The following is a 21701-nucleotide window of genomic DNA, read 5'->3' on the forward strand; positions in this document are numbered from 1 at the left end:
TTTTAATTTTCGTGCGGGAACACACGGATACATTATCTCTGTAGCGCTTTATGCTGTTATTGATGTGTTTCCCTGCCTGCATGACTTAAGTCACCACTTTGATTTTGAAAGTTGTGCTGAGTATGAGTTTACACGTGTCTAATTGTTGCGGCCTTGTCGCTAAAAATATCAATCTGAGGATCGGTCAACAACAGATTTTGTCTGATGTGAGTTTGAACTTGGACTCAGGTAAAGTGATGGGCATTTTAGGCCCTAATGGAGCGGGAAAAACCAGCTTACTCAAAATATTGTCGGGACAATTAGCGAGTCAGAATAATGTAAGTTGGAAAAACAAAGCGTTAAACCAGTACGACTCGATGTCTCTGGCGCAACAAATCGCGGTAGTAAATCAACTCAACGACAGTGTGTTTGCTCTAGATTTATATCAAATTGTGCGTATGGGATTGTTGCCGCACAAATCTTTGCTTAGCAGGCAAACGCGCAGTGACAACAAGAGTATTCATGATGCAATTGCAACAGTCGGTCTCGAGAATAAAATCAATCAAACGTTTAGTGCATTATCTGGTGGCGAACAACAACGCGGCTTAATCGCCCGTGCTTTAGTGCAAAAAGCGGCGCTCATTATTTTGGACGAACCTGTTAATCACCTAGATGTGTATTACCAACATCAAGTTCTAAAGCTGCTACGTTCCCTTGCCCACAAGCTGAATATCACTGTGGTCATGAGTCTCCATGACTTAACTCTGGCAGCCAATTATTGCGATCATTTATGTCTGTTAGACCACGGAAAGATGGTTGCTCAAGGCGCGCCACAACAAGTGCTTACTCCTGCTCGCCTACAACAAGTATTCAAGTTGCCTTGCCAAGTCACAAAACGCGAACATAACGCAGCCTTTCGAGTGGACTTTTATCCTCCAGATGAAATAGAGCTAGATGATATGCCAGTTTCCAAGGACTTAATTAAATGACTCTAAAATGGTTATGGTTAGGTTTATTGGTTGTGGTTTCCCCCATTGCGGCTCTATTTTTTGGCGCGGCAGATTTATCAACTAGCCAGCTGATTCAATGCATAACTCAGGGTTGCCAAGATCCAGTGAACAATATGATTTTTTGGGAGATTCGCGCCCCTAGGGTTTTTGTTGGTTTTTTAGTGGGTGCAGGCTTAGCAGTGGCAGGTGCAACATTGCAGAATATCACCCGAAATGGTCTAGCCGATCCATACTTGTTTGGCGTGGTATCAGGCGCAGGATTAGGTGCCAGTATCGCCACTTTGTTATTTAGCAGTCAATTAACCGACCAACTGGGGGTGATGGAATTCTTTCCTAACCTACCTTTTTCTCTGGCTTTGCCCTTTGCGGCATTCTTAGGGGCTTTATTTTCGGTGTTTTTAGTGCAAATCATCGCCTTAAAAAGCTTTGGTAGCCGGACCGAACATATGCTTTTAGCGGGCATAGCCGTGTCTTTTATGTTGAGTGCATTAAGCCATTTCATTTTATTTTTAGGTGAGCCTTTTGCAGCAAACAAGGTGATTTTCTGGCTGATGGGTAGCCTCGCCAGAGTGGAAGTTTGGTATGCCTGGGTCATGCTGCCGGTTGTGATGATTAGTGTAGCCATTTTATTGCTTTATGGGCGTCATATGGACGCCTTACTACTAGGTGATGAAAACGCCAAAACTCTTGGAGTACAGGTCACTCGCCTACGAATTTTGTCTCTAGCAATTTGCGCCGCGCTAACAGCTTGTATTGTGTCTTATTGTGGTGGTATTGGCTTTGTTGGTTTGATGATCCCACATATTGTCAGAAGTTGGCTGGGTGTGACTAGCCGCATAGTCATAGTCGGCTGTGTGCTGCTAGGGGGATGTTTTATGGTGTGGGTTGATGTGTTAGCCCGCGTGGCGCTCTCGGAGCAAGAAATTCCAATAGGCATAATCACATCCGCTATCGGCAGTGTATTTTTTCTATTGGTGATGAGTCAAAGACGTCATTGAAGATGTCATTTAAAAAACTAGCGACAAAGGAAAGCAAAGTAGTATGAATCAATTAGTGGGTAAAATAAGGCGAAATAGAAATGGCTTAAGTTTAACAATGCGAGAGGATAACGTCAGTTTTCCATCACCATTAGTCGCTGCGGTCTCAAAAGACATCAAACTATGACGCAGAACGTTAACCACTCAAATACAACACAATTCGATCTCATTCGACACGGGCATATTGAGGGACCGGCGGCTTTATATGGCCGTACCGACGTCGCATTGAGCCCTGAAGGTTGGCGACAGATGTATCGACAAACTAATCGCTTAGAAACCTTCGATAATATCGTTAGCTCACCGCTAAGACGATGCGAAGCGTTTGCAAAAAAACTCGCCGCTGATCATGAACTAACGTTACAAGTTGAAGCTGGCATACAGGAGTGTGACTTTGGTGAATGGGATGGCATTGAATTTGATGATCATTCCCAACATTGGCCTTTAATGACTTCGTTTTGGCATGATCCTGACCACAACTCTCCTCCTCAAGGCGAATCCTTAGAAACCTTTCATGACAGGGTCATTTCAACCTGGCATTCACTGTGTAAACAACATCTGGGACAACACAGCTTACTGGTTTGCCACGGTGGTGTGATTAGGCAGATTTTAGCTCACATTCTTTCCACTGATTGGCGCTCTGGGGACTGGTATAGTCAACTACAAATAGGTTACGCAAGTTTAACACGTATTATTATTCCGGCTCACCCAGAAGCGAAACCAAGCGTGGCTTTTATTGGTCTTCCAGCCGACTTTGGACGTAATGATATTGATTTCGAATAAAACATCAGCACCCCAATCTTATTTAGATAAAGAGTAACCACAATGACAGACGAAAACGAAAACGACAACGCCAAACACAAAGCGCGAATGCAACAGCAAAAAGCTAAAGTAGACCAACGTATTGCATCAGCACAACAAGACAAGGGATTATTATTGGTCATAACCGGTAACGGTAAAGGCAAATCCACCTCGGGTTTTGGTACGATTGCCCGCGCGGTGGGGCATGGTTTAAAGGCCTCTGTTGTGCAATTTGTTAAAGGCGGTTGGGAATGTGGTGAGCGGGATTTACTACAACAACATGATGTGGAGTTTCATGTAATGGGCACAGGTTTTACCTGGGAAACTCAGGACAAAAACACTGATATGCAAGCCGCACAATCTGCTTGGCAGCACAGCAAGACGTTACTAAAAGACCCGTCAATTGATGTGGTTCTGCTAGATGAAATCACTTACATGATCACCTATAAATACATCGATTTAGATGATGTATTAGCCGCGTTAACGGCACGCCCTAAAGATCAACATGTAGTGATTACCGGCCGAGCTTGCCATAGAGCAATTATAGAACTTGCTGATACCGTAAGTGAAGTGAGGCCCATCAAACATGCCTTTGATAACGGCATTAAAGCGCAACAAGGAATTGATTGGTGAAACCACTACGCATCTACATATTAGGCGCCGTTTTTTTGGCTATACTTGCTACTTCTTCATTTATATATGCAGCAAATAGCGATAGTAATGACTCACTACAAAAACTGCGTATCATTGCGCTAGCACCACATATTGTGGAGTCGTTATATGCTATCGGTGCAGGTCAACAGATTATTGGCACCACTGCATACGCCGATTACCCCAGCGCCGCTAAAGATATTTTACAGGTCGGAAATTACGCACGTTTACAAATTGAGAAAATTATTCAGCTGCAACCTGATGTCATCATTGCTTGGAAAACAGGCAACCCAACTGATGACTTAGCACGACTAGAAAGTCATCAATTAAAGATAATTTACTCTAACCCGCAAACGTTAGAAGACGTTGGCAAAGAATTGATCATGTTAGGCAAACTTACAGGTCGAGAAAAAGTTGCCAACAAATTGTCCGATCGCTACTTAAATGAGCTTAGTAACATCAGGCAACGTTACGCAAAACTAGAACAGATTAAGGTGTTTTACGAATTGTGGTCACGGCCACTTCGTACGGTGGCTAACAACGCTTGGCCACAACAACAAATTGAACTTTGCGGTGCCAGCAACCCTTTTGCAAAAGCACAGGACGATTATCCTAGCGTTGGCCTTGAGCAAGTTTTAGTCACCCTACCTCAAGTGATTATTCAACCAAAACAAACAAACGCAGACAACCCTGATGGTTTGAACTGGTCACAATGGCAACATATTCCTGCGGCAAAGAATAATTTTATCTTGCATCCCAATGCCGACAAAGTGCACCGGATGACGACTCGCATGTTAGATGAAGTGGTGATTTTGTGTGAGCAGATTGATAAAGCTAGGCAGTTTTATCAAACACAGTGACATCCCAACGTATATATCCCGTCATTCCCGCGAAGGCGGGAACCCACTGCAACACCTGTGAAATGGCGTATATATTAAAATTAACTCTACAGTCGCTTGTTTGAGGTTCCCGCCTTCGCGGGAATGACGTGTAATAACTTGTATATTCTAACTTGCTTGGTTTCTTACTGCTAAATTCGATTATGACCGACTAACTCTTGCAACACTTTGACTGTGTCAGATTCATGGTTAAACCCTAAACCAATTTCCCGGGAAATTGATAAATCAGTTATCTGCTTAAGATGTATGTTTTTGTCTTTAACCATATCGTCGGATACAGGGATAAAGGCACAACCTAGACCCGCTTTCACTAAACCCAGGGCATATTCAATGGTTTGTATTTTTGCTCTGGTATCTAACCTTACATTGGCATGAGTGAGAGCATGTTTCAAATAGGCCCAACCTTCACAGGGACTACGTTGTATAAATGCGACACCCTGCAAATCAATAATACTCAGGCTGTCGATTAATGCTAACGGATGAGATAACGGAATAGCCAATTGATATTGCTCTTGCCACATAGGCACAAAATGCTCGTTTTTAAGTAATAGGTCGCGGCTAATAATTCGTGCTTGGCAAGGTTCGTCTGGCGACACTAAAGTAAGTTCTAAAGCATCAATCGCACGGGTAAACCTGCCTAATAAATCACTCATTCGTGCCACGCCTAGGCCTTTAATCAACCCTAAGCGAAACGGTGTTTTTGTGGTGTCGGTACTAAACACATCTCGAATGGCCGTGGCTTGCCCCAATAACTGTTTGGCCAAAGGATACAGCTGCTCACCTGCGTGGGTGGCTTGTACGCCTCTAGCGTGACGAACAAATAGACTAGTAGACAGGCTGTTTTCCAAAAGTTTTAAGGACGATGAAATGGAAGGCTGAGCCACAAATTTTTTCTTTGAAGCCGCACTTAAACTGCCGGTTTCGTATATTGAAACAAAATACTCCAATGCACGTAAATCCATCTTCATTTCCTTCACTTTCTGATATAGATAAAAACTATAGCAAATGAAGGTTATTAATATTATTCCTTCATCTAAATAATGCTTATGATTTACCCAAGTTTAATTTAAGCCGACCGACATCTGGCTTATAAACTTTTACCTAAGCAGCAGATTTGGGGCATAACAACATGATGCAAGACCGTAATATCAAGGTTAAACAACAAATTATTGAGGCCATAGAGTCTGATACTTTGCCTTTGGTAAACTCTTCATTCACACCTACAGAAGTAGGTTTGAGCAACGCGCAATTAATTGACTTATTTGAATCACAGGTGATGAGTCGACACTTAGATTTTCAGTCGCGCATCATGCAAAAACAAGGTCAAAGTTTTTATACTATTGGTAGCGCAGGCCATGAAGGAAACGCCGCCTGTGCCTTAGCGTTTAAACCAAATGACATGGCTTTTTTGCATTATCGAAGTGCTGCTTTTGTTATCCAGCGATCTAAACAAGTGCCCAATCAAAATCCCTTGTACGATATGTTACTGAGCTTCGCCGCCTCTTCGGAGGATCCTATTTCAGGTGGCAGGCACAAAGTGTTAGGCAGCAAAAGTCTGCTTATTCCGCCGCAAACCAGCACCATCGCATCACACTTGCCAAAAGCAGTAGGCACGGCTTTTAGTATTAGTTTGTCGCGCAAGGTGGCGGTCGATAACGTTTTAGAAAAAGACGGTGTAGTGATTTGTAATTTTGGCGATGCATCATCAAATCATTCCACAGCACAAGGTGCAATTAACGCAGCGGCATGGGCGGCGTTTCAGTCAGTGCCTATTCCTATTGTATTTATTTGTGAAGACAACGGCATTGGGATCTCTACCGCCACACCAAAAGGGTGGGTGCAGGCCAATTTTGAACACAGAGCTGGGCTACATTATATTCAGTGTGATGGCTTAGATTTACTCGATACTTACCACAAAACCCAACAGGCAGTAGAGATAGCCCGTAAACAACGTAAAGCGGTATTTTTGCATATGAAAACCGTGCGACTACTTGGCCATGCTGGTTCTGATTCTGAATTTACTTACCGCAGTACTGCCTATATTGAAGACACCGAAGCCCATGATCCGTTGTTATTTAGTGCTGCCATATTGTTGAAACACAATTGCCTTGAGGGCCAGCAAATAATTGATTTATATAAAGACATAGCAAAAACCGTTGCAGAGATTAGCCAGCAAGTCATCACTAAACCTAAATTAACTAGCGCCGAACAAATCAAACAAAGCATTATTCCGCCTAAGGTAAGCAAAAAATACCTCAGTAAGGTATCCAAAGCCGAACGCACTCAGTTATTTAGCCATGAAAAACACAACCTAGCGAAGAAACAACACCTCGCGAAATTGTTGAATTGGACCATGATCGACCTAATGGCGCAGCAACAAAATATTGTTATGTGTGGCGAAGATATTGGCGCAAAAGGTGGGGTGTATAACGTCACCAGTAAACTGGCTGATAAGTTTGGACCACAACGGATCATTAATACCCTGCTAGATGAACAGTCGATTTTAGGTATGGCAATTGGCTTAGCTCACAATGGCTTTTTGCCTATGCCTGAAATTCAATTTTTGGCTTATGTGCATAATGCTGAAGATCAAATAAGAGGAGAAGCCGCCACCCTGCCCTTCTTTTCGAACGGTCAATTTAGTAATCCTATGGTCATAAGAATTGCTGGGTTGGCTTACCAACGCGGTTTTGGTGGACATTTCCATAACGACAACTCTTTTGCGGTATTTCGTGATATTCCAGGACTCATCATTGCTTGCCCTTCAAACGGTGCCGATGCGGTAGAAATGCTCAGGGAATCGGTCAGGTTGGCCCAAGAAGATCAACGAGTGGTGATTTTTATTGAGCCTATCGCGCTGTATATGAAAAAAGATCTACATCAAGAAGGTGATGCACTTTGGTCATTTGATTATGTACCAACAAACGATGCTAAACCCATAAAAACTGGGCAGTTGGGCTGCTTTGGCAAGGGTAAAGACCTGTGTATTATCAGTTATGGCAACGGATATTATTTGAGTCGGCAAGCTGAAAAACTGCTAGCTGAATCAAACATTCACTGTACTGTGATAGATCTTCGTTGGCTTGCACCTTTAGATGAAAAAGCCATAGTTAAAGCAATTGGCGACATTAAAAATGTGTTAATCGTAGATGAATGTCGCCAAACAGGCTCCATTAGCGAAGCACTCATCACCCTGCTACTTGAACATGACAAAGACTTTCCCGAACGAACAGTACAGCGCTTAACTGCCCACGATAGTTTTATTCCCTTAGGCGCCGCAAGTTATGAAGTTTTGCCTTCCTGTGAATTGATCGTTGAGCAAGCCAAGCGCATGATTAAAAAAGAAAAGTAACAACAGATCTGTCATTTAGCCAACTAAAATCTTGTGTGTGCTTAGCTGTAATTGTATCTTGGTACTGGGGCAAAACGCAGGGCGCGCTTATGTGGAAATTAGTACTAACATATTACGTTACTTTCTTTTATTTAGTTGTACATAGCTCGCAAATATACTCTCGGGAAATAGTTGTTGGTTTTGAACCGTTTCCTCCATTAATTAATGAAGACGGCAGTGGCTTAGTTGTCGATATGCTTCACAAATTTTCTGGCACTGAAGATATCCACTTTAATGTCGAAATCATGACCTATGCCAGAGCCAAAAAGAACTTACAAAACAAAAAACTAGAACTCATCGGTATGACGCCTCATCAATTAGAAACAGATGACTTTTATCAATATGCCACTGAACTCGATTGGCATATTGATACCCATGTTCACCTATTTGCCTTGGATAAGAGTTATTTCAATATTAGCCAACTACCAACCCGAAGCATTGGAACTCTTTTAGGCAACGCTGAGTTTCTTTCTGAAATAGTGGGCTTGCCAGAGAAAAAATTTGTTGAAGTGAGTAAATTAGAGCAGTTAGTTAAAATGCTAGCCTTAGGACGCCTCAAAGTAATTTTGTTCGAAGGTGTCGCAACTATGAACGCCATCAAGTCACTGGAATTACAAGGTGTGTATTATAAAGAAATGGGCATAGTTCCAAGCACTCTGGCGATTCCTAAATCAGCAGAAGGCCTGACATTAAAACGAAAACTAGATGCATTTTTATCTAATCCAAAAAATCAAAATCTCTTCTACGAGTTTGATCACTATGTTCCGAGTAATCATGTCGGAATTCAGATGGTAGAGTAGAATACAGCGCCATTTAACCCTACTTATGATGCCCCAAATTATTCATCGGGCAAGGCGATAAAACAATCGCCTAATAAACGTGTTGGAATTTCATGTGAGGCTACAAATCGCAACTCCACGCTGGTTCGATTCGACCGCATTTGCTCAACCACGTGAGTACGATGTAAGGTACCGCCTTTAAAAATCGCTGCGTCACCTGCATGCATTTGAGGTTGCCAAAATGAATCAGAAGGATATCGGCTGTGAATACTTCTATGGGTTAATTCATTTGGATAAAGCAACTCATCAATAGTCTCGGTAACAAACTCTAGTCCTGGGGCATCTGCTCCGCATTGAGTCAAAGCTATCCAACATGTCACTGTGGGTAATAAGGTTTCAGTTACTCTAGGGATGTTCTGCGAAGCCGAAAAATCGAAACCTAAGGCACCATCTTGATGCCAACCGTGAGGCGCATGCATAGGTGGGTATAAGTGAGGCGCATATTGGCGTCGTATCCATGCCTGGTCATAATCACAACTTATTTGCTCACTTCCCAACATTTTTCGAATTTCACTCGCTACGGGACCCTGAGCGATTTCCTTTAATAAGTTAGTTTCGAGAACTTGATCGTTTATTGAGTTAAGACTGAAAGAAGATGCATGGGGCAGAAATTTTTGTGCTGGCAACAAAGGCGCGACTGCCGCATCCCCCCTTCGAGTTTCCATCAACAAGGCGTTACGTTGATAGCATTGTTGCGCTGCAAAATATAGGGATTTTGAAACGTTTAGGCTTATCGCATGCCGAGTCATTGTCACGGCATTCGCTGCAGTACTGGGATAAACCAAGTTTGAGTTATTCATATTATTTGGAAAACGTTATTTTGAATAAAGCGCTAACTCAATTCAAAGCGCATAGTTCACTAGTTTAGTTGCTTATTTATTGTAAGGAAATTAGCTCGCAATTTCACTCAAATAGGTTTCGAACATCACCAATAATTATCCGGACCGAGCTTTGCGGAATCCTGTTTTGAAACCCGACTTAAAAGCCTTATTGAGTAAATCAATGTAATGCTGAGCAGTCATTTCACTGGAGGTTTCTAGCCATGTTTGTTCATTACCATCTATCACTTGGTACTTCCCCTCTTGTGTACTCATCACAAAAGGACTGAGTTGTTCATCGTTCATATCATGCCTTAATAATTTGCACTTTTACGTAGCATACAATAGTGAAAATTTTATGATAACCATTATTTTGAGCACCACAATGACTACTGAATTTTCTGTACAAAGCCTGCAATGCCAATTATGTTTACTGGGCGAGGTTTAGCATTTCCAAGATTCAGGGTCAGAAATCAACTAGAGGTAGTATGGAAAAAGGAGTTTTAACATTAGCCAATCGAATCGGAGACTTTCTTAGTGTATCTCAAGATGGATACGCCATTTTTTCTGCAGAAGACAAGTTAATTGGCTGTAACCAAGCGTATGCCGATTTTATGTGTATGGACTTAGAGCCTATTATCGGACAGTCATTCAGCCAATTGATGCGTCTTGCTCATGAAAAAAAGCAGGGCCCCTATATTGAGACAAAGGATATGGAATCATGGCTAACAAATGCACAAAACAAAAGGCGTAGCCAAGAGTTTCGACTGTTTGAAGTAGATCATACTAACGGCAGTTGGTACTTGATATCTGAACAAACACTTCCCTCGGGCGAGGTGTTATTGCAAGCCAAAAGTCTCTGTGCTCAAAAAGATATTGAAAGGAAACTATCTGAGCATATTCATGAATTGACTGACTTAGCATTAACAGATGAATTAACCCGAATCGCCAACCGCCGCAGTTTCATAGGTAGCGTCAAGTCTGAAATTAATCTCTATAAAAGAAACCATCATACTTTTACTTTCTGTCTATTAGATATTGATTACTTCAAGAAAATTAACGACACATTTGGCCACCAAGTAGGTGATACAGTACTTCGTCAATTGTGTTCGCTGGTGAGTGGCACTTTGCGCGAGTACGATCTATTTGGGCGAATAGGAGGTGAAGAATTTGGGGTGTTATTAAGAAATACTCAAGCCACTGAAGCATACGACATAATGAATCGATTACGAGACAAAGTAATGAACAGTGCGTTTAACACGCCATCCACTCCAGTCAATATTACCTTGTCCATTGGCTTGGTTGAAAGTTGGATGAAATGTAGTTTCGAATTACTCTACAGTCAATCTGACATCGCCTTGTTTAGAGCGAAAAAAAACGGTCGAAACCAAGTAGCTGCAATCAATAAAGTTCAATCCATTTGAGAAGCTACAACTTTGGTTTTATAGCCCCCCTACTGAAACGTTTTATTCTAAACCCAGAGGTTTGAGTTTTTGCCGTTTTACATATTAAGTGCTGATTTGCATGCTTTGCTCCAAGCAACGCACTTTGCATCGCATCCTATTACATTGACATTTACGTTAAACATCCTCAAAATTGCGCGCTCAAATTGCTCAGGTGCTCTAACAAACAATCATGTATCGTTTGACTAATAGAGATAATCGGGAAGTTAGTGCGACATAGCAACCGTCTAATTCTAACGCTGCCCCCGCAACGGTAATACTGAATTTCAGTTAAGCCCGGAGACCGGCCTGTCAATATACACATTTACGGTGCGGTGGGCGCTAGGAATTGTATTGAAACATTCGCACTTGAACAAATTGTTTACGTGCTGTTTCGGCATTCCTATTGTCCTCATTTCAGAGGTCAAAATGTTTTTCCAAAAACGCTTTTTAGTGTGGCTTTTATGCTGTTGTTACCTGCATCTGGTAGCGGCAAATGAGCGCCCGTCAGAAAGTGTTGAAGTGCTCACAATTTACGACCAACCCTCTCTATTGTTAAGCAATTATCAGATTTTATCTGGTGACAAGTTTACCAACACATCTCAAACTTTAGCGGATATTTTACAAACAATTAATGGCATCCAGATCCGTCAAATAGGCGGACTAGGCAATCCTGTTTCTGTATCAATAAGGGGATCAACCAGTAAACAAGTACAACTGTACATTGATGGTCAATTAGTCAACGACAGTCAATTTGGTGGTTTTGATTTAAACCAAATTCCTATCGAACAAATTCAGAGTATCGAAATCAGTAAAAATCAAGCTATTGGTGCAGGTTCAACTCCAATTGGAGGGGTAATTAGAATCAACACCTATAACCCTAGCGAAACTAAGTTGAAACTGAGTTTGGTTCTGGGCGCTTATGACCACCAAGAACTCAACCTTTTATATAACAAAGCACTTGCTTCAAATACTCTATCAATTGGAGGAAGTTATCTAAAAACGGATAACAATTATGATTACCTTGTACCTCAAAGTTTTAGCAACAGTAACCAGTCTACTTATGAGCCTTTGAGCAATAATGAGTTTGAAAAACACGATTTTTTTATAAACAACCAGATAACGTTGGCCAATCAGCAAATTAGACTTAGCTTGCAATACAATGACCAAAAGAAGGCCATCCCTAACTATCAAAATAATACCCCTGAAAACTCCTCGAATCTCTCGTCTGAAACCTGGCGATTGGGATACAGACACAGTATTTATGTGCCAACAAAATGGTTAGAGAACCTTGAATTTGAAGCATACCGAGAAAACAAATCTGAACGTTATTTAGATATATTGGCCGATATAACCCGTTTAGATGGGCACTACGATATCACTAAAACCCATGCCGAATTCAATACGTTTTTTATGTTTGAAAGCCAATATGGCGACTTTGCTGTTAGCCCATTTATACAATTTAACCAACAACAGTTCGATTCTTTGAGCATCGACAGAAATGGCCCAATTGTTTGCAATGCAATCAGTAGTTGCGATGTCATAGCCAAACAAGATCAGCAATTGTTGGGTTCTCGATTTGAGTGGCAGCAAAATGACGGCGCATTTTCTGTTTATTCATTATTAACTCAGCTGAGTGAAAAAAATCAAAATATAGCAGTTAACCAAGCTGACGCTGAAAAGTTTAATAACAAGCAACACCACCAAACCCAAGAAATAGGCGTGGTGTATCAAGGGCAAAAATTAAAAACACAACTGGTGGCGAGTAATGGAATTCGTACTCCGACCTTATTTGAATTGTTTGGTGATAGAGGATTATTTAAAGGCAGCCAAGAGTTATTACCAGAACAAGCTAAAACCGTCAGTTTGGGAGCTACATTTGAGCACAATTTTGCACGAATGAATTACGCCTTAATTTCTTCGGTTTACCGGCAACAGTCAGATAATGCCATAGTTGCTATTTTTAACACTAGCGGTGTTGGAGCCTATGAAAATGTCAGCAACGCAACACTACATGGCCTAGAACTAGAATCAAAACTAAGGGTAACTGCTGCCTTTAATATTAACTTACAAGCCAACTTCATTGATAGCCAAACTGACTCTGCTATCTCATCATTTGACAATAAAAAGTTACCTGGGATTTATCACCAACAATACAGTTTTTCAGTTAACTATCAGTTAACGCCTCAATGGAAAATACAGCTTCGCAGTGCAATAGATAAAGACTTGTACTTTAACCGCGCGAATATATTCGCGTCTAATAATGGCCAAACTGGCAAACCAGCACAACGTAAAGTGACAGATATTCAATTAAGTTACGTTCGAGATATGTATCACTTTAACTTCAGCGTGAATAACCTCTTTGATCAACAGTATCAAGACTTAGCAAACCGTCCTGCACAAGGTCGAAACATCTTTTTCAAACTCTCAATACAAGGCATCTAAATGTTAATACTATTCAAAAAGTCTGCGATTACACTAGGCTTAATCAGCACCCTATCGATTTTGGGAGGTTGCGGAAGCGACGATAATCAAGCGCCAGAGTTGTCAGGTAACTTATCAATAACTGTGGCAGAAAATACCACTACAGTAGGCCAATATACTGCAACAGATGATGGCGACGTATTAACGTTTTCTATTGAGGGTTCTGACCAACAACTTTTTGCCATAGACAATACGGGGGCAGTGGAATTTATAAACGCCCCAGATTTTGAAAATGGTGATACAGGACCTTACAGTTTCACTGTAACTGTCACTGATGCCAAAGGTTTAACTGATTCAATTGATGTTACTGTAAATGTTGGAGATGAATTAGATACACCTTCTCTTGCAGTAGTACAAACCTTAGCGGCTGACTTCTCTAGCTCTCAAGTGGCGTATTTAGACTCTGCGTCACAAACTGTCGATGACGGTTTTTATGCCAAAACACAATCTGATTACACCATCAATGTTTATGAAAACGAGCTGTATCATATTGGGCGTTTTTTCATTGATACCATTAGTAAATATGATGTCGAAGACGCCGATACAGAAATTTGGTCTTACTCAACTCAGGATGATTTGGACTCCACCAGCCGTAACCCTTATACCTTAGTGTCACTTAGTGCAGAAAAAGCTTATCTCATACGTTATGGCTCGGATAAAATTTGGATAGTGAACCCACAAGCTAACGACTTTGAAAGTTTCAAAATTGGTGAGCTAGACCTATCAAGTTACATTCCTGACAACAATACCCTAGGTACCCCTAGTCCATCTGCAGCTGTTATTCACGACGGAAAATTGTTTGTAGCTATGCAACGTTTAGATGATGCTTATGCCGCTTCAAACCCAGTATATTTAGCGGTGTTTGATACCACAACAGACAGTGAAATTGAAACCAACGCAGACGCGACAGACAACATGAAGGGTATTCCTATTCTGGGTCTCAATCCTCTGGAACACAGTATCAGAGCGTTTGAAGACAATGTGTATATCACCACTCGTGACTCGTATGCCGCAATGAGTCCAGAGCTAAGTATGATCGAAAAAGTAGATACTAACGATTTCAGCCTAAGCACAGTATTAACTGCAACAGACATCACCGACAACACCACTCAATTCATCCAGTCAGCAGTAGTTGTTTCTGCCGACAAAGGTTACTTTTTTGCGAACGAAACCTTCTTTGGTCCTTACCGCGAAGAATCGACGCTGTATCAATTCAACCCCAGTACCGGTGAGATAAGTAGCGAAACAGCCTATGACGTAGAATCTAGTAATATTGGATTTATCGACGTAGATACGGCAGGATTTTTATGGATAAGTGTTAGAGAAGATGCAGCACCTGGAGTAGAAGTCATTGATACAGATACCAATCAGCCTGTTATCAATCGTTTAGAAACCCAGTTAAACCCTAGTGTGATTAGATTTATTCAATAACAAAGTGTGAGTTTTTGATTAAGTTTTTAATCACAAACAACTAACTGGTTCTAAATAAACAGCCCTGTTTAATTCACAGGGCTTTTTTACCTCTAACAATCAATCACTGAGGTTGATTGACATATCAATAGCAGGCATAGTTCTGTAGTTTTTTGCCTTTTGATCCCGCGAGTACTTATCTATGCCCATTTCATTTTCTCCTAAGCCCTGTTATCAAAACTTTGTTGATGGTCGTTTTCTAGCCAATCAAAGTGGTGAAACCTTTGATGTTACGAATCCAGCAACAGGAGAAGTGATTTATCGGATGGAAGTAGCAGACGATTTTATTCAACAAAACGCGATTGCTAGCGCTCAACAAGGTTTTGCCAGTTGGTCACAAATGACCGGAATACAACGTAATCGTATTTTGCTCAAAGCGGTTGCATTATTGCGTAAATACAATGACGAACTCGCCTTGATTGAGGTCGCGGATACAGGAAAACCATGGCAAGAGGCAAGCGTAGTAGACGTTGCATCAGGTGCCGATGCAATCGAATTTTTTGCAGGTCTTGCCCCAGCAATTGAAGGTAATCAACAACAAGTGGGTGACGATTTCTATTACACCCGGCCTGAACCCCTTGGTGTATGTGCAGGCATCGGTGCGTGGAACTACCCTCTGCAAATCGCTTGTTGGAAAGCAGCTCCCGCACTTGCGTGTGGCAATGCCATGATATTTAAACCTTCCGAAGAAACACCATTAGGTGCGCTAAAACTAGCAGAAATATTGACTGAGGCTGGGTTACCTTCTGGAGTATTCAACGTGATCCAAGGTGACGGCAAAGTAGGCGCTTGGCTTAGTCATCATCAGGACATTGCAAAAGTGTCTTTTACCGGAGAAGTAAGCACCGGCAAAAAAGTCATGGCTGGCGCGGCGACAACCCTCAAAGAGGTCACTATGGAGCTCGGCGGCAAATCGCCCTTAATTATTTTTGATGATGCTGATATTGATAACGCTGTGTCTGCTGCCATGCTCGGCAACTTTTACACCCAAGGAGAGATTTGCACTAACGCCACTCGAGTCTTTGTACAAAAAGACATCTACCCAGTGTTTATCAAAAAACTATTAGCGCGAATCGAAGCCAATATAATACCAGGCGACCCTTTGCATCCAGACACCAACTTTGGTGCGCTTATTTCCAAAAAGCATCAGGAGTTGGTGTTGGGTTACATTGCCAAAGGAAAAGCTGAAGGGGCGACGCTATTGTGCGGTGGCGAACCACTGCAACCACAAGACGCACCTAACGGGTATTTTGTGGCACCAACGGTATTTACTGACTGTGAAGACAATATGAGTATTTGCCGCGAAGAAATATTTGGCCCAGTAATGGCTGTTTTAACCTTTGAAAATGAAGACGAAGTGATAGCTCGCGCCAATAATACTCAGTTAGGCCTAGCCGCTGGAGTATTTACCCAAGATATCACCCGAGCGCACAGAGTGATTCACCAAATGCAAGCTGGCATTTGCTGGATCAACAGTTATGGGTTATCTCCTGTTGAAATGCCAGTTGGAGGTTACAAACAATCAGGGTTAGGTCGAGAAAACGGCTTAGCTACCCTGAAGCAATATACCCAATTAAAATCTGTGTATGTAGGTTTAGCACCTTTAGACAGTCCGTTTTAGCTTAGGAGATAAAGATGCAAGCAGTCTATGATTACATCATAATCGGTGCAGGCTCAGCGGGTTGTGTGTTAGCCAATCGGTTATCTGAAGACCCTAACAGTAGCGTATTGTTATTAGAAACGGGAGGCAGTGATAAAAGTATCTTTATTCAAATGCCGACTGCCTTGTCTATTCCCATGAATACCCAAAAATACGCATGGCAATTCGCTACCCAACCGGAACCCCACTTGAACGACCGAGTAATGCATTGCCCTAGAGGTAAAGTGTTAGGGGGCTCATCATCAATTAACGGTATGGTGTACGTGCGTGGGCACGCCAAAGATTTTGATGAATGGCAACAATCAGGCGCAACCAATTGGGATTATGCCCATTGCCTACCCTATTTTAAAAAAGCTGAAAGTTGGGCCTTTGGTAAAGACGAGTATCGTGGTGATGATGGCCCGTTGGGCGTTAACAATGGTAATCAAATGCAAAACCCGCTTTATCAAGCCTTCATTGATGCTGGGGTTGACGCTGGATATTTTGCGACTAAGGATTATAACGGCCAACAACAAGAAGGATTTGGCCCGATGCATATGACAGTCAAAAATGGCCGCCGTGCATCCGCTGCCAACGCCTATTTACGCCCAGCAATGCAGCGAACCAACTTGACGGTTTTGACTCACGCATTGGTACACAAGGTATTGATCGAAGATAAAACCGCTGTTGGGGTGCGATTCGCACACAAAAATCAAATTAAAGAAATCAGAGTCAATAAAGAAGTGGTTTTGAGCGCCGGCTCAATTGGCTCACCTCACCTGTTACAGTTGTCAGGCATAGGCCCCAAAGAGGTGCTAGAGAAGGCTGGTATTGAATGCCTACATGATTTAAAAGGTGTCGGTGAAAACCTGCAAGACCACCTTGAATTTTATTTTCAATTTAAATGTACTCAACCCATTACTCTAAATGGTGAATTAGACTGGTGGAGCAAACTTAAAATTGGCGTTCGTTGGATTTTAAATAAAGACGGTTTAGGGGCCACTAATCATTTTGAATCATGCGGCTTTATACGCTCACAAGCCGGTGTAGAATGGCCAGACTTGCAATACCATTTTTTACCAGCGGCTATGCGTTACGATGGTAAAGAAGCCTTTGCTGGGCATGGCTTTCAGGTGCATATCGGGCATAACAAACCGAAAAGTCGTGGCAGTGTACGAGTGGTATCTGCAGATCCCCAAGACGCGCCGCAAATTACCTTTAATTATTTACAGCATCAGGATGATATTCAGGGATTCAGAGACTGCGTTAGACTTACCCGCGAAATCATCAATCAACCTGCATTAGATAATTTTCGAGGTGAAGAGATCCAGCCCGGCACAAATATTCAAAGCGACGAGCAGATTGATAAATTTGTACGCGAATCAGTAGAAAGCGCCTATCACCCAAGTTGTTCATGTAAAATGGGGATTGATGCGTTATCTGTGGTAGATCCACAAACTAAAGTACAGGGCATTGAGGGTTTACGAGTTGTCGACTCTTCAATTTTTCCGACTATTCCAAATGGCAACTTAAACGCGCCCACTATTATGTTGGCAGAGCGCGCCGCAGACTTGATTAAAGGTAACACTTTAGCTCCTGAAACAGTTAAAGTGATGGGCGATGCTCATTGGGAAACGCAGCAACGAACCAATCAAGCTAAACGTTAAAAGGACGCAGTCATTTATTACATTTTGATTAATTGTTTAGAAACACATTTTCCGGTCTCGGGGCATAGGGATATGTCATGACACTTTGGTTATCCGCCGGTATTTTTTTCACCTTTGCATGTATCGTTGGCGTTTTACTGAAATGGGGCAATATCCGCTGCATTGGTGTGACGCCTGTTAGTACCTTTACATTTATCGCCATACTCTTCACCTCCGGTTTAGATGTAGGGCTCATTATGTTCCCATTGACGGAGTTCGCTGGTTATGCAGATATAGTCAGCAATCCTGAATATGCATTTTCGAACCCTCTGGCAATAGAGTTTGGGTTTTGGGCATTTTTAATTTGGAGTTTTTACTTTCTCACCTGTTTTTACTTTTGTGTACTTGAGCCTAAAGTACAGTTTTTTAGTATTCCCGTGGTCAAGCTTGTTAACAATATTGTGATCATTGGCACTTGTGCATTTACCGCTTTTTTACTACTCAGTAACTTACCTTGGTACATCCCACAGTTAGCCGATGCAGGGAGCCTTACTGCAAGTTTTTACATAATAGTCTTGGCCATCATTGCACTATCTGTGTATTCCAGTACGGATATTCGTTACGTCAAAGTGCTTAGCTTAGCCAGCACTTGGCTGTTCATAGCATTAATACTTTTACTTTGGGCAAGCGCTTTGTTTTCTCAACAAGGAACCGCAACGGAGTTTTTTTCGACGTTTAATTTACTCGGTAACTATTTCGCAAATCTCCATAACTTTGTATTACCCCTTAATGCCTACCACGAGTTTTACCTGTACTGGTGGTTTGCGTGGTGCATTATGATAGGCCAATTCACTTCTCGCTTTGTCAGTGGTTTACGCACCTATCAAGTATTGTTAGCCATGCTGATCTTTCCTTCAATACCTATCGCAGTGTGGTTTGTAGGTTTATATTATTACCATCTAAACGAGTTAAATATGAACAGTTTTATCAACGTCTCTATGGTTGTTGTGGGTATTATTTTTGTAATTAACTCTTTGGACTCACTGATACGTTTATACACAGACAATCTCAACTTAACCGTTGAACGTTATGGAGCGACTCAATATTTTGTCGGCAACTTAGCTGTGTTAAGTGGCCTTACTTTGTTATTTACTTTGGATTTTTTACAGATTCAATGGGTAGGAGCCTTAGTGATTGGTCTGATATTTAGTTGTTTTGTGTTTGTGATGTTTAAGCGGTTTACCTCAGAGCCTACAATTATCTCGGAAATTGCTGGCTCCAATAAAGTGAATGTGAAAAGAGGGAATTAGTTTACCGCAGAGATAAAATTCCGAGTGCCGTTTAAACGCTTCACTAATATGTGCAGCAATATGTGCAGCAACTGGCATCACTGCCGAAAATATTTTATTACACAATCGAGTTATCACTATTGGCAATATTGGGTGATACTTAAATCGCACAAAAAACACGCTAACCATTGTTACCGTTTAACGCGTTGAAAAAAGTAAGCCTCGCATATGCGGACAATTAAATGATTAAGCAAACATTCTCTAGGAGGAGATTATGCTTAAATTAAACACTTTTTCTACACAACTGAAACACGTTACTCGGTCTACCTTGCCTTTAAAGCTGTGCACTGGGTTATTAATTATTACTTTGCCTTTTTATGTCAACGCCCAACAGGCCAATGCCCCCAAAAGTGACGAAGAAAAATCTGATACAACAGAACGAATTGAAGTGACGGCGGCATACGGCGATGCTGCGTTACAAGCATTTAATTCTGGCAATTTTGAACTCGCAGAAGTTGAATTTAAGAAAAATGCCAAGTGTGCATTGCGGGCTGAGCGCAACAAGAGAGCGGGTATCGATGGGCTTATTAACAGCCAAATCAATCAGAATATGCTGGCCAACCAAACATCCAATAGTTCAGGCCAATACAGTCAAACCAGTTCAGGCAATGTATCTGCTTCATCTATTTCCAACTCAGGCCGTAGTAATAAAGATCCTAATGAGCAATTAAGAAAAAGTACCTGTACCAATCGAGGCTTCCAACTATACATGATGGGTATGTCACAAATTCAATTGGGCCGACCTGAAGAAGCCGAAAAGAACTTTAATACCGCAGTCGTGTTGAACAAAAATCTCTACGACGCCCACCATCGCTTGGCGTTAATGAAATTGCTTCGAGAGGATGTTGAAGGAGCAGAAGACGAACTTTCATCAATCAAAAGCATGCTCAATCGCTGTTACGACTGCGACGCTCGCGACAAAATTTTAGCTCGAGTCGATTTTCTTGAAAAAGCCTTATCTGGGGAAATAAAACTTAGATAATTATTTGCAAAGGCCCCTTGTTCGTCAGATTTGAAGCGTACACTATTCACATAAACGATACGAACAACGGGCTCTTTTGATGACATTTTCGTTTTTCAGTACCTTTAGTAAGTACAATGCGTCGACTTTCCCCATTGCTTACAACATTGATAACGCCTATTCTTCTAAAATCTAATCATCCTCATTCTGTAAAATCATAATGCGTCAGTTCCTACTATTTTCTATCTGTATATTTTTAATGGCTTGCTCCAAAGATGAGACTGGTGAAGTCACCGGCTCAGCAGTGATGTTATGTACCGATGCTCAGAATAAGAAAATATGTGATTTAACCCACGATGGTGCTTTATGCGGTTTACCCCGCGCCGATACTATTCGAGCGTTGATTAATCAAAAACGTATCCCCACTGTGAAAAATTCCTATATTGCACTTACTGTTCTCGATAAGTACAAAGCGTGTTTAGAAAATGTTGTTTTGGCCCAGAGTTCGATTCAAAAATCTGACGAGATATCTCGCTTTTCAACTATTGCTAATATTCCCAAGTTTCAAGATAAAATCGTTAAGGAAACCAAAGGCGTTAGACCCGAAATTAACTTATGGCTTTACCAAAAAACAGGCAATACGGACTATTGGGAGTCAATGGTCAATGGCGTAGATTTGAAGGATGATGTGCATCAAGATGTTTACACAGTGATGATGGCAAAAGCCGCCACGCGAAGTATGGATGAAGCCAGAAAAATAGCGGATTTGTTACTCGATCGTACCGAATTTTTAAATGATCTCGCTCCCGAAGTGTTTGAATTTTATATTATGTATAACTTAAAAAACCAAGATAATTTTAAAGCTGCCGTCTGGCATGGCCTATACACTGAATATATAAAAGAAAACCCAGGAATAAATACAAGATATTTCAAGTTTCATCGCAAAATGGCGAGCTCTACGTTAGACAAAGCGCAAAACCTGGTGGACAGTATTGTATTTGATACTAATTGGAAAGGAGTAAGAGTAAAGGAGCTCAGAAACGCCCTTATGTAATACCAATTCATCTTATCAATTAGTCACTCAGAGAACACCAGCGACTTTCAATCGAGGCGTAGTCCTGCAGGAATGGCTACCCCCTTTCAATGGACTAGAACGAAGAGTGAAAGTCGCTGGTGTTCTCCCTTTGGGCGAGGTTTAAAAGCACCTACTCTGCGTTGCTCGAACTTACAATAGAATAACTATTGCTTCATTCGAGCGCCTTGATTAGGTGATTTTAAATCTCGCTGA

The 21701-nt window shown here is 41.6% G+C and carries 19 protein-coding genes and 1 riboswitch; of the genes, 16 read left to right on the forward strand and 3 right to left on the reverse strand.

What is annotated here, in order from left to right; genetic code table 11:
* Positions 1–122: 122 nt before the first annotated feature.
* From ABJK37_RS10450 to ABJK37_RS10475, 6 genes are read left to right on the forward strand one after another with little or no spacing between them, the layout of a single operon-like run.
* Positions 123–968, forward strand: coding sequence for an ABC transporter ATP-binding protein (locus ABJK37_RS10450; RefSeq protein WP_348352950.1), 846 nt, complete (start codon positions 123–125; stop codon positions 966–968).
* Positions 965–1987: an iron ABC transporter permease gene (locus ABJK37_RS10455; protein ID WP_348352952.1), complete on the forward strand. Its 1023-nt coding sequence runs from the start codon at positions 965–967 to the stop codon at positions 1985–1987. Before ABJK37_RS10450 ends, ABJK37_RS10455 begins: the two co-directional genes overlap by 4 nt.
* Before the next feature lie 43 nt (positions 1988–2030).
* Positions 2031–2153 (forward strand): hypothetical protein, encoded by a 123-nt coding sequence (locus ABJK37_RS10460; RefSeq protein ID WP_348352955.1) that lies wholly within the window; start codon positions 2031–2033, stop codon positions 2151–2153.
* Positions 2150–2806 carry a histidine phosphatase family protein gene (locus ABJK37_RS10465; RefSeq protein ID WP_348352958.1) on the forward strand — a complete coding sequence of 219 codons (657 nt, stop codon included), beginning with the start codon at positions 2150–2152 and terminating at the stop codon, positions 2804–2806. The genes ABJK37_RS10460 and ABJK37_RS10465 overlap by 4 nt, the downstream gene beginning before the upstream one ends.
* Before the next feature lie 42 nt (positions 2807–2848).
* Positions 2849–3457: a cob(I)yrinic acid a,c-diamide adenosyltransferase gene (gene cobO / locus ABJK37_RS10470; RefSeq protein ID WP_348352961.1), complete on the forward strand. Its 609-nt coding sequence runs from the start codon at positions 2849–2851 to the stop codon at positions 3455–3457.
* Between the two features lie 41 nt (positions 3458–3498).
* Positions 3499–4335: a cobalamin-binding protein gene (locus tag ABJK37_RS10475; RefSeq protein WP_348353001.1), complete on the forward strand. Its 837-nt coding sequence runs from the start codon at positions 3499–3501 to the stop codon at positions 4333–4335.
* Between the two features lie 170 nt (positions 4336–4505).
* Here the strand turns inward: ABJK37_RS10475 and ABJK37_RS10480 are convergent, their stop codons facing one another.
* Positions 4506–5336, reverse strand: coding sequence for a LysR family transcriptional regulator (locus tag ABJK37_RS10480; protein ID WP_348352964.1), 831 nt, complete (start codon positions 5334–5336; stop codon positions 4506–4508).
* Positions 5337–5503: 167 nt separating this feature from the next.
* Here ABJK37_RS10480 and ABJK37_RS10485 point away from each other — a divergent pair, with 167 nt between their 5' ends.
* Positions 5504–7726, forward strand: coding sequence for a thiamine pyrophosphate-dependent enzyme (locus ABJK37_RS10485; protein WP_348352967.1), 2223 nt, complete (start codon positions 5504–5506; stop codon positions 7724–7726).
* 89 nt (positions 7727–7815) lie between these two features.
* On the forward strand, positions 7816–8565 hold the full coding sequence (locus ABJK37_RS10490) for a hypothetical protein (RefSeq protein WP_348352970.1): 750 nt from the start codon (positions 7816–7818) through the stop codon (positions 8563–8565).
* 38 nt (positions 8566–8603) lie between these two features.
* Here the strand turns inward: ABJK37_RS10490 and ABJK37_RS10495 are convergent, their stop codons facing one another.
* Positions 8604–9404, reverse strand: coding sequence for a phytanoyl-CoA dioxygenase family protein (locus ABJK37_RS10495; RefSeq protein ID WP_348352973.1), 801 nt, complete (start codon positions 9402–9404; stop codon positions 8604–8606).
* A 135-nt stretch (positions 9405–9539) separates the two neighbouring features.
* On the reverse strand, positions 9540–9728 hold the full coding sequence (locus ABJK37_RS10500) for a hypothetical protein (RefSeq protein ID WP_348352976.1): 189 nt from the start codon (positions 9726–9728) through the stop codon (positions 9540–9542).
* 182 nt (positions 9729–9910) lie between these two features.
* On the opposite strand from ABJK37_RS10500, the gene ABJK37_RS10505 reads away from it, so the two are divergent.
* The 8 genes from ABJK37_RS10505 to ABJK37_RS10540 all read left to right on the forward strand — a co-directional run bounded on the left by ABJK37_RS10505 (position 9911) and on the right by ABJK37_RS10540 (position 21467).
* Entirely contained in the window at positions 9911–10846 is a 936-nt protein-coding gene (locus tag ABJK37_RS10505; protein WP_348352979.1) for a diguanylate cyclase, read from the forward strand.
* A gap of 194 nt (positions 10847–11040) precedes the next feature.
* A riboswitch (cobalamin riboswitch) is annotated at positions 11041–11192 on the forward strand.
* Positions 11193–11293: 101 nt separating this feature from the next.
* Positions 11294–13309 (forward strand): TonB-dependent receptor, encoded by a 2016-nt coding sequence (locus ABJK37_RS10510; RefSeq protein ID WP_348352981.1) that lies wholly within the window; start codon positions 11294–11296, stop codon positions 13307–13309.
* Positions 13310–14779: a cadherin repeat domain-containing protein gene (locus ABJK37_RS10515; protein WP_348352984.1), complete on the forward strand. Its 1470-nt coding sequence runs from the start codon at positions 13310–13312 to the stop codon at positions 14777–14779.
* 181 nt (positions 14780–14960) lie between these two features.
* The gene (gene betB, locus ABJK37_RS10520) at positions 14961–16439 is read left to right on the forward strand and encodes a betaine-aldehyde dehydrogenase (RefSeq protein ID WP_348352987.1); all 1479 of its coding nucleotides are present in this window, start codon (positions 14961–14963) and stop codon (positions 16437–16439) included.
* 14 nt (positions 16440–16453) lie between these two features.
* Positions 16454–18124: a choline dehydrogenase gene (gene betA / locus ABJK37_RS10525; RefSeq protein WP_348352990.1), complete on the forward strand. Its 1671-nt coding sequence runs from the start codon at positions 16454–16456 to the stop codon at positions 18122–18124.
* Between the two features lie 77 nt (positions 18125–18201).
* A complete protein-coding gene (locus ABJK37_RS10530; RefSeq protein ID WP_348352993.1) occupies positions 18202–19413 on the forward strand; it encodes a BCCT family transporter in 1212 nt (403 codons plus the stop codon).
* Between the two features lie 253 nt (positions 19414–19666).
* Complete coding sequence (locus ABJK37_RS10535) at positions 19667–20434, forward strand: hypothetical protein (protein ID WP_348352996.1); 768 nt, start codon at positions 19667–19669, stop codon at positions 20432–20434.
* A gap of 238 nt (positions 20435–20672) precedes the next feature.
* The gene (locus ABJK37_RS10540; RefSeq protein WP_348352998.1) at positions 20673–21467 is read left to right on the forward strand and encodes a DUF2989 domain-containing protein; all 795 of its coding nucleotides are present in this window, start codon (positions 20673–20675) and stop codon (positions 21465–21467) included.
* Positions 21468–21701: the final 234 nt, after the last annotated feature.

Origin of the sequence: Paraglaciecola sp. (assembly GCF_039964565.1) — a bacterium.
Taxonomy (GTDB): Bacteria; Pseudomonadota; Gammaproteobacteria; order Enterobacterales; family Alteromonadaceae; genus Paraglaciecola.

Coding starts and splice junctions, on each gene's coding strand:
- ABJK37_RS10515 (WP_348352984.1), top strand. CDS start 13,310: ATGTTAATACTATTCAAAAAGTCTGCGATTACACTAGGCTTAATCAGC.
- ABJK37_RS10505 (WP_348352979.1), top strand. CDS start 9,911: ATGGAAAAAGGAGTTTTAACATTAGCCAATCGAATCGGAGACTTTCTT.
- ABJK37_RS10535 (WP_348352996.1), top strand. CDS start 19,667: ATGCTTAAATTAAACACTTTTTCTACACAACTGAAACACGTTACTCGG.
- ABJK37_RS10460 (WP_348352955.1), top strand. CDS start 2,031: ATGAATCAATTAGTGGGTAAAATAAGGCGAAATAGAAATGGCTTAAGT.
- ABJK37_RS10465 (WP_348352958.1), top strand. CDS start 2,150: ATGACGCAGAACGTTAACCACTCAAATACAACACAATTCGATCTCATT.
- ABJK37_RS10540 (WP_348352998.1), top strand. CDS start 20,673: ATGGCTTGCTCCAAAGATGAGACTGGTGAAGTCACCGGCTCAGCAGTG.
- cobO (WP_348352961.1), top strand. CDS start 2,849: ATGACAGACGAAAACGAAAACGACAACGCCAAACACAAAGCGCGAATG.
- ABJK37_RS10530 (WP_348352993.1), top strand. CDS start 18,202: ATGACACTTTGGTTATCCGCCGGTATTTTTTTCACCTTTGCATGTATC.
- ABJK37_RS10480 (WP_348352964.1), bottom strand. CDS start 5,336: ATGGATTTACGTGCATTGGAGTATTTTGTTTCAATATACGAAACCGGC.
- ABJK37_RS10450 (WP_348352950.1), top strand. CDS start 123: ATGAGTTTACACGTGTCTAATTGTTGCGGCCTTGTCGCTAAAAATATC.
- betB (WP_348352987.1), top strand. CDS start 14,961: ATGCCCATTTCATTTTCTCCTAAGCCCTGTTATCAAAACTTTGTTGAT.
- ABJK37_RS10495 (WP_348352973.1), bottom strand. CDS start 9,404: ATGAATAACTCAAACTTGGTTTATCCCAGTACTGCAGCGAATGCCGTG.
- ABJK37_RS10455 (WP_348352952.1), top strand. CDS start 965: ATGACTCTAAAATGGTTATGGTTAGGTTTATTGGTTGTGGTTTCCCCC.
- ABJK37_RS10485 (WP_348352967.1), top strand. CDS start 5,504: ATGATGCAAGACCGTAATATCAAGGTTAAACAACAAATTATTGAGGCC.
- ABJK37_RS10510 (WP_348352981.1), top strand. CDS start 11,294: ATGTTTTTCCAAAAACGCTTTTTAGTGTGGCTTTTATGCTGTTGTTAC.
- ABJK37_RS10490 (WP_348352970.1), top strand. CDS start 7,816: ATGTGGAAATTAGTACTAACATATTACGTTACTTTCTTTTATTTAGTT.
- betA (WP_348352990.1), top strand. CDS start 16,454: ATGCAAGCAGTCTATGATTACATCATAATCGGTGCAGGCTCAGCGGGT.
- ABJK37_RS10500 (WP_348352976.1), bottom strand. CDS start 9,728: ATGAACGATGAACAACTCAGTCCTTTTGTGATGAGTACACAAGAGGGG.